The sequence below is a fragment of the Streptomyces alkaliphilus genome, assembly GCF_014141535.1.
GTDB lineage: Bacteria > Actinomycetota > Actinomycetes > Streptomycetales > Streptomycetaceae > Streptomyces > Streptomyces alkaliphilus.
Map to the genome: position 1 here is coordinate 1 of NZ_VKHT01000414.1, position 4363 is coordinate 4363.

At 75.2% G+C, this 4363-nt stretch carries 3 protein-coding genes; 2 read left to right on the forward strand and 1 reads right to left on the reverse strand.

The features are described from left to right. Positions 1 to 165: 165 nt before the first annotated feature. Positions 166 to 1542: a peptidase C39 family protein gene (locus FNQ90_RS14050; protein ID WP_182606695.1), complete on the reverse strand. Its 1377-nt coding sequence runs from the start codon at positions 1540 to 1542 to the stop codon at positions 166 to 168. A gap of 150 nt (positions 1543 to 1692) precedes the next feature. On the opposite strand from FNQ90_RS14050, the gene FNQ90_RS14055 reads away from it, so the two are divergent. Next, positions 1693 to 2361, forward strand: a complete 669-nt coding sequence (locus tag FNQ90_RS14055; protein WP_182606696.1) for a nucleoside/nucleotide kinase family protein — start codon at positions 1693 to 1695, stop codon at positions 2359 to 2361. Next, positions 2358 to 4304 (forward strand): AAA family ATPase, encoded by a 1947-nt coding sequence (locus FNQ90_RS14060; RefSeq protein ID WP_182606697.1) that lies wholly within the window; start codon positions 2358 to 2360, stop codon positions 4302 to 4304. Before FNQ90_RS14055 ends, FNQ90_RS14060 begins: the two co-directional genes overlap by 4 nt. Positions 4305 to 4363: the final 59 nt, after the last annotated feature.

Here is a 4363-nt window from a genome sequence, read left to right on the forward strand (position 1 = left end):
CGCTCGTCCTCCCTGTCGGGCACGGGGCAGCGGACATCCCGGGTGCGGCGCCGCTGCCGTGGGGGACCGGTACGGCCGATCCGCCGGATCGCGGCGGTTCGGGTCGTTCCGGATCGCGTGTGGAGTATGCCTGATCAGCGGCGTCGCGTCACGGGCGGGAGGGAGTCAGCGCACCCCGGCCCGGCGCAGTGCGGCCCGTTGCGCGGTGTCCGGTAGCCGGGGGTGGATGAGGTAACACACCCCGCCGCTGCCGCTCCCGGTGCCGCCGCCGGGCAGGGGACGACGGGTGCGCAGCCAGACGGTCTCGAAGGCCCGGCGCGGGTACACCCGGCGCACGTCGGCATTGCCCCGGCCCGCGGGGTCCCGGACCACGACATCGCCGTCCTCGGTGAACCCGGCGACGACCAGCAGGTGACCGGGAGTGTTGTACCCGGCCCCGGGGAGTTCCTCCGCACGGAAGGACTGCGAGGTGATCACCGGGAGTCCGGCCGCGATCAGGTGCTCCAGGGGTTCCAACGAGGCCAATCGGGTGACGACGGCGGCCAGGCCGGGGTGATGGGCGGCGTAGGCGGTGTTGAAGGGCCAGTTGCCGCAACCCCGGTAGACGTGGTCGTAGGTGTGACGGGCGGCGTGACAGATCCAGGGGTCGTCGTGATCGGGATCGTGGTCGGCGAGGTCGGTCGGATCGGGGGCGTGGCCGTGGTGGGCGAGGACCATCTGGGTGGAGGCGGGGCTGCACCACGCCTCTCCCCCACCGGCGTACTCGGGGTGTCGACCGGTGTGGACGTACTGCGACCAGCCGGGGACGTCCAGTTCCACACCGCGTGCGGGCCCCGGCGGCACGGCCGGCACGGTCTCCCGGCGGGGGATGTCGGATGCCATGACGCCGAGCCGGCGCAGGGTCGGTGCCCCGGCGGCCCCGGGGGCGCGCAGGAACGCCACCCGCAGCCGGCAGCCGGTCATGCGGACGGGACCCCCCGGGTCGTCGAGGGCGATGGTGTCGGTGAGCACCCGGCTGGTGCCGTCGCCCTGTCCGGCGACGGAGGCCCGGCGCGGATCGAGGTCGGTGTCGTGCAGGGCCCACTCCGCGAGGGTGTACCGGGGGGAACGGCCGGTGTCGGAGTAGCGCACCTCGGCCTCGATCCGCACGCCGGTGCCCGGCGGGGTGTCGGCGTTCCAGGAGACGATGATCTCGTCGGCCGGAACGGCGGGGCGCAACCAGGGGGAGGTCCACCGGGCGGTGCCGGCGTTCTCCCGGGGGACGACCCCGTCGCCGGCCGGCCCGGTGGTCGGGCGGCTGCCGTCGAAGGTGCCGGCGGCCCAGTGGTCGGCCGTGCGCAGGACGAGCAGGTCGATGGGGTCGGCCCGGTCACCGGCCCCGGCGGGGCCGGAGGTGGCGCGGGCGGTGGGGGGAGCGGTCGAGGCCAGAAGCCCGCCGAGTGCCCCGCCGAGCAGGGTCCGGCGGCCGGTCGGGGAGGACGCTCGGGATCCGGCGTCGGAGTCCCGGGACCCGGGTGCGGCGGGTCGGACGGAGTCGGTCACGCGATGGCTCCCCTCGGATGGGCGGCCGGTCGGCCCCACGGTTCCGCCACCAGTGTGGCCGGAGCGGCCGGAGGCGGCCGGGATTGGGCCGTCGGGGGGCGCGGCCTCCGGGCCCCGCCCCCGACGGCGTGGCGCGCGTACGCTGACCCGGTGGAGGACGCACGGGTCCCCGGGCCGGACCACCGGGAGAGCGGGTCGGGGGCGTGGGCGCGGTGGTGCGCCGAACGGGTGTCCGGGCTGCCGCCCTCCGTGGGGCCGGTGCGCCTGGTGGGGATCGACGGGTACGCGGGGTCGGGCAAGAGCACCGCGGCCGACCGTCTGGCGCGGGAGCTGGCCGGGGCTCCGGTGGTGCGGCTGGACGACCTGGCCGATCACGAGGCCCCGATCGCTCCCACCGGGCGGGTGCTGCAGACGCTGGTCGAGCCGTGGAGTCGGGGTGTCGGAGCGCGTTTCGGCCTCTACGACTGGGAGCGGCGACGGATCGGCCGCGGGGTACGGGTGCCACCCGCCCCGGTCGTCATTCTGGAGGGGGTGGGCGCCGCCCGCCGGGCCCTGCGGCCCCATCTGGCGTGGTCCGTGTGGATGGACGTGCCGGCCCGCACCGCGCGGGCCCGCGGACGTCGACGGGACGGGCCGGAGCAGGCTGATTTCTGGGACCGCTGGGTCCCCCTGGAGAGGGAACATTTCGCGAACGAACCGTCATGGGCACACGTGGATTGTCTGCTTGTCCCATGGAGGGCGGGATACCATGCCCGGGTACGGACATGCCCGGAATCCGACGGGTCGAGGTGGGAAGCGCCGTTGAGGGGGTCGTCATGAGTGCCGGCGCGGGCGGACGGCGCGAACCGCATCCCGCGGCCGACCTGGCCTGGGTGCGTGGCACGGATGCCTACGTGGCGGGGGTGTACGCGGAGGCCGAGGAGTGCTTCCGCGCGGCGGTCCGCGACGATCCCGGGATGGCGGACGCCTGGCTGGGCCTGCACGCCCTGCGCGCGGACGCCGGAACGGCACTGACCCGGATGTACGCCCATCGGAGCCGCTTCGGGGACCAACGGGCCCGTCACGGACGCCCCCTGGCCTCGTGGTACTGGCTGGGTTGGTGGGTGCAACCGGTGCTGGAGACCCGGCGCGACCTCCTCCTGGCCCGGGCCTCCCACCTGCTGGACGGACGCCGCCTGACGGAGTTGGATCACGCGCTGGACGAGTGTCCCCCACCGGACTCCGACCCGGCGGCGGCCTTCCTGCACGCCTGCCGGGCCTACCTGGCCCGGGACTGGGAGACCCTCTACCGCCGCACGGCCTCGCTCCTGGATGACCCTCAACTGGGAGTGGAAGCAGGGTTGTTCGCCGGGATGGCGCGGGTTCGGATGGACATGTTCGACCAGGCCGAACCGATCCTGGCGACGGCCCTGGCACGGTGCCGCAGCGAACAGCCCCAGCGCAAGGAATTGCGGTACTGGTTGGCCAGGGCGCGGGAGGGCAACGGGCGGGGGGCGGCGGCGATCGCGCTCTACCGATCGGTGCTGGAGGCCGATCCGGGGTTCATGGACGCCGCGGCCCGTCTCCAGGCACTGGCGGACGAGGATCCCATGATCATGGCCTACGACCTCGACGTCCCGGAGGGCCACGGAGCACACGACCGACACGGCGGCGAAGGAGTCGGTCCCCGGGACGACGGGGGCCCCGGGGGCGGTGCGCCCCCCGCCGGAGCGGGGGGCGGAAGCGCCCCCGGCGGCCACCCACCGAGGGGGGACGTCGACGCGGCGGGCCCCCCGGCCACCGGGGACCGCTGGGGGGACGCCGCGCCACCGCAGCCGCCCGGCGGGCCGGAGAGGGCTCCCGGGAACGGTGCGGGTGCGACCGGTGGGGCGACCGATGAGGCCGGGGAGGCCGTGGCCGAACTGGAACGTCTGGTGGGCATGGAGCCGGTCAAGGAGCGGGTGCGGGCCATGGCCGCCCGGGCGCGCATGGACCGCCTGCGTTCCGGACGGGGCATGCCGGTGAACCCCCCGGGTCGGCACTTCGCGTTCATCGGCCCGCCCGGCACGGGCAAGACGACGGTGGCCCGGATCATGGCACGTGTCCTGCACGGCACGGGCGTCTGCCGACACCGGCGTCCGGTGGAGGTCGGCCGGGCCGATCTGCTCGAGGGGGTCCCGGGCCGAACCGCCATCAGGACCAACCGGGTGATCGAGTCGGCCCTGGGCGGGGTGTTGTTCGTCGACGGGGCCCACGCGCTGGCGCAGCCGGATCACAGCCGGGGGGAAGCGGCCGTGGGCGAGGCTCTGCAGGTTCTGCTCAGGCGCGCCGAGGAGGATCGGGACGTCCTGGTGGTGATCCTGGCGGGCCATCCGGCGGGGATGCGGCGGTTGTTGACCTCCGACCCCGCAATGGCCTCCCGGTTCCCGGTGATCGAGTTCCCCGGCTACGGCCCGGCCGAGCTGACCGCCATCGGCGAGACCGTCGCCGCCGCGCGCGGTGACGTCTGGGACCCGGAGGCGAGCGAGGAACTGCGCAGCATCTGCGAACACGTGGTCGCCGAGGGGTGGGTGGACGACCTGGGCCACGGCCGGTTCCTGCGCTCCCTCCACGATGCGAGCTGTGCCTTCCGCGACGTGCGGCTGAGCACGGCGGGCACCACCCCCGATCGGGAGGACCTGCGCACGCTGCGGCTGGCCGACCTGATCCGGGCCTACGGCGAGGTGGTGGCCGACCGGGGGATGCCCCGCCCCGACGACCGGGGGGTGCCCCCCGGAACCTGAATCGGGTTCGGGTCATCCGGCCGGTCGCGGCGGGGGCCCTACCCTTCGGGAGCCGGGGC

Excerpts from the sequence above, each read along its gene's own strand:
- FNQ90_RS14060 (WP_182606697.1), top strand. The coding sequence starts at position 2,358 with ATGAGTGCCGGCGCGGGCGGACGGCGCGAACCGCATCCCGCGGCCGAC.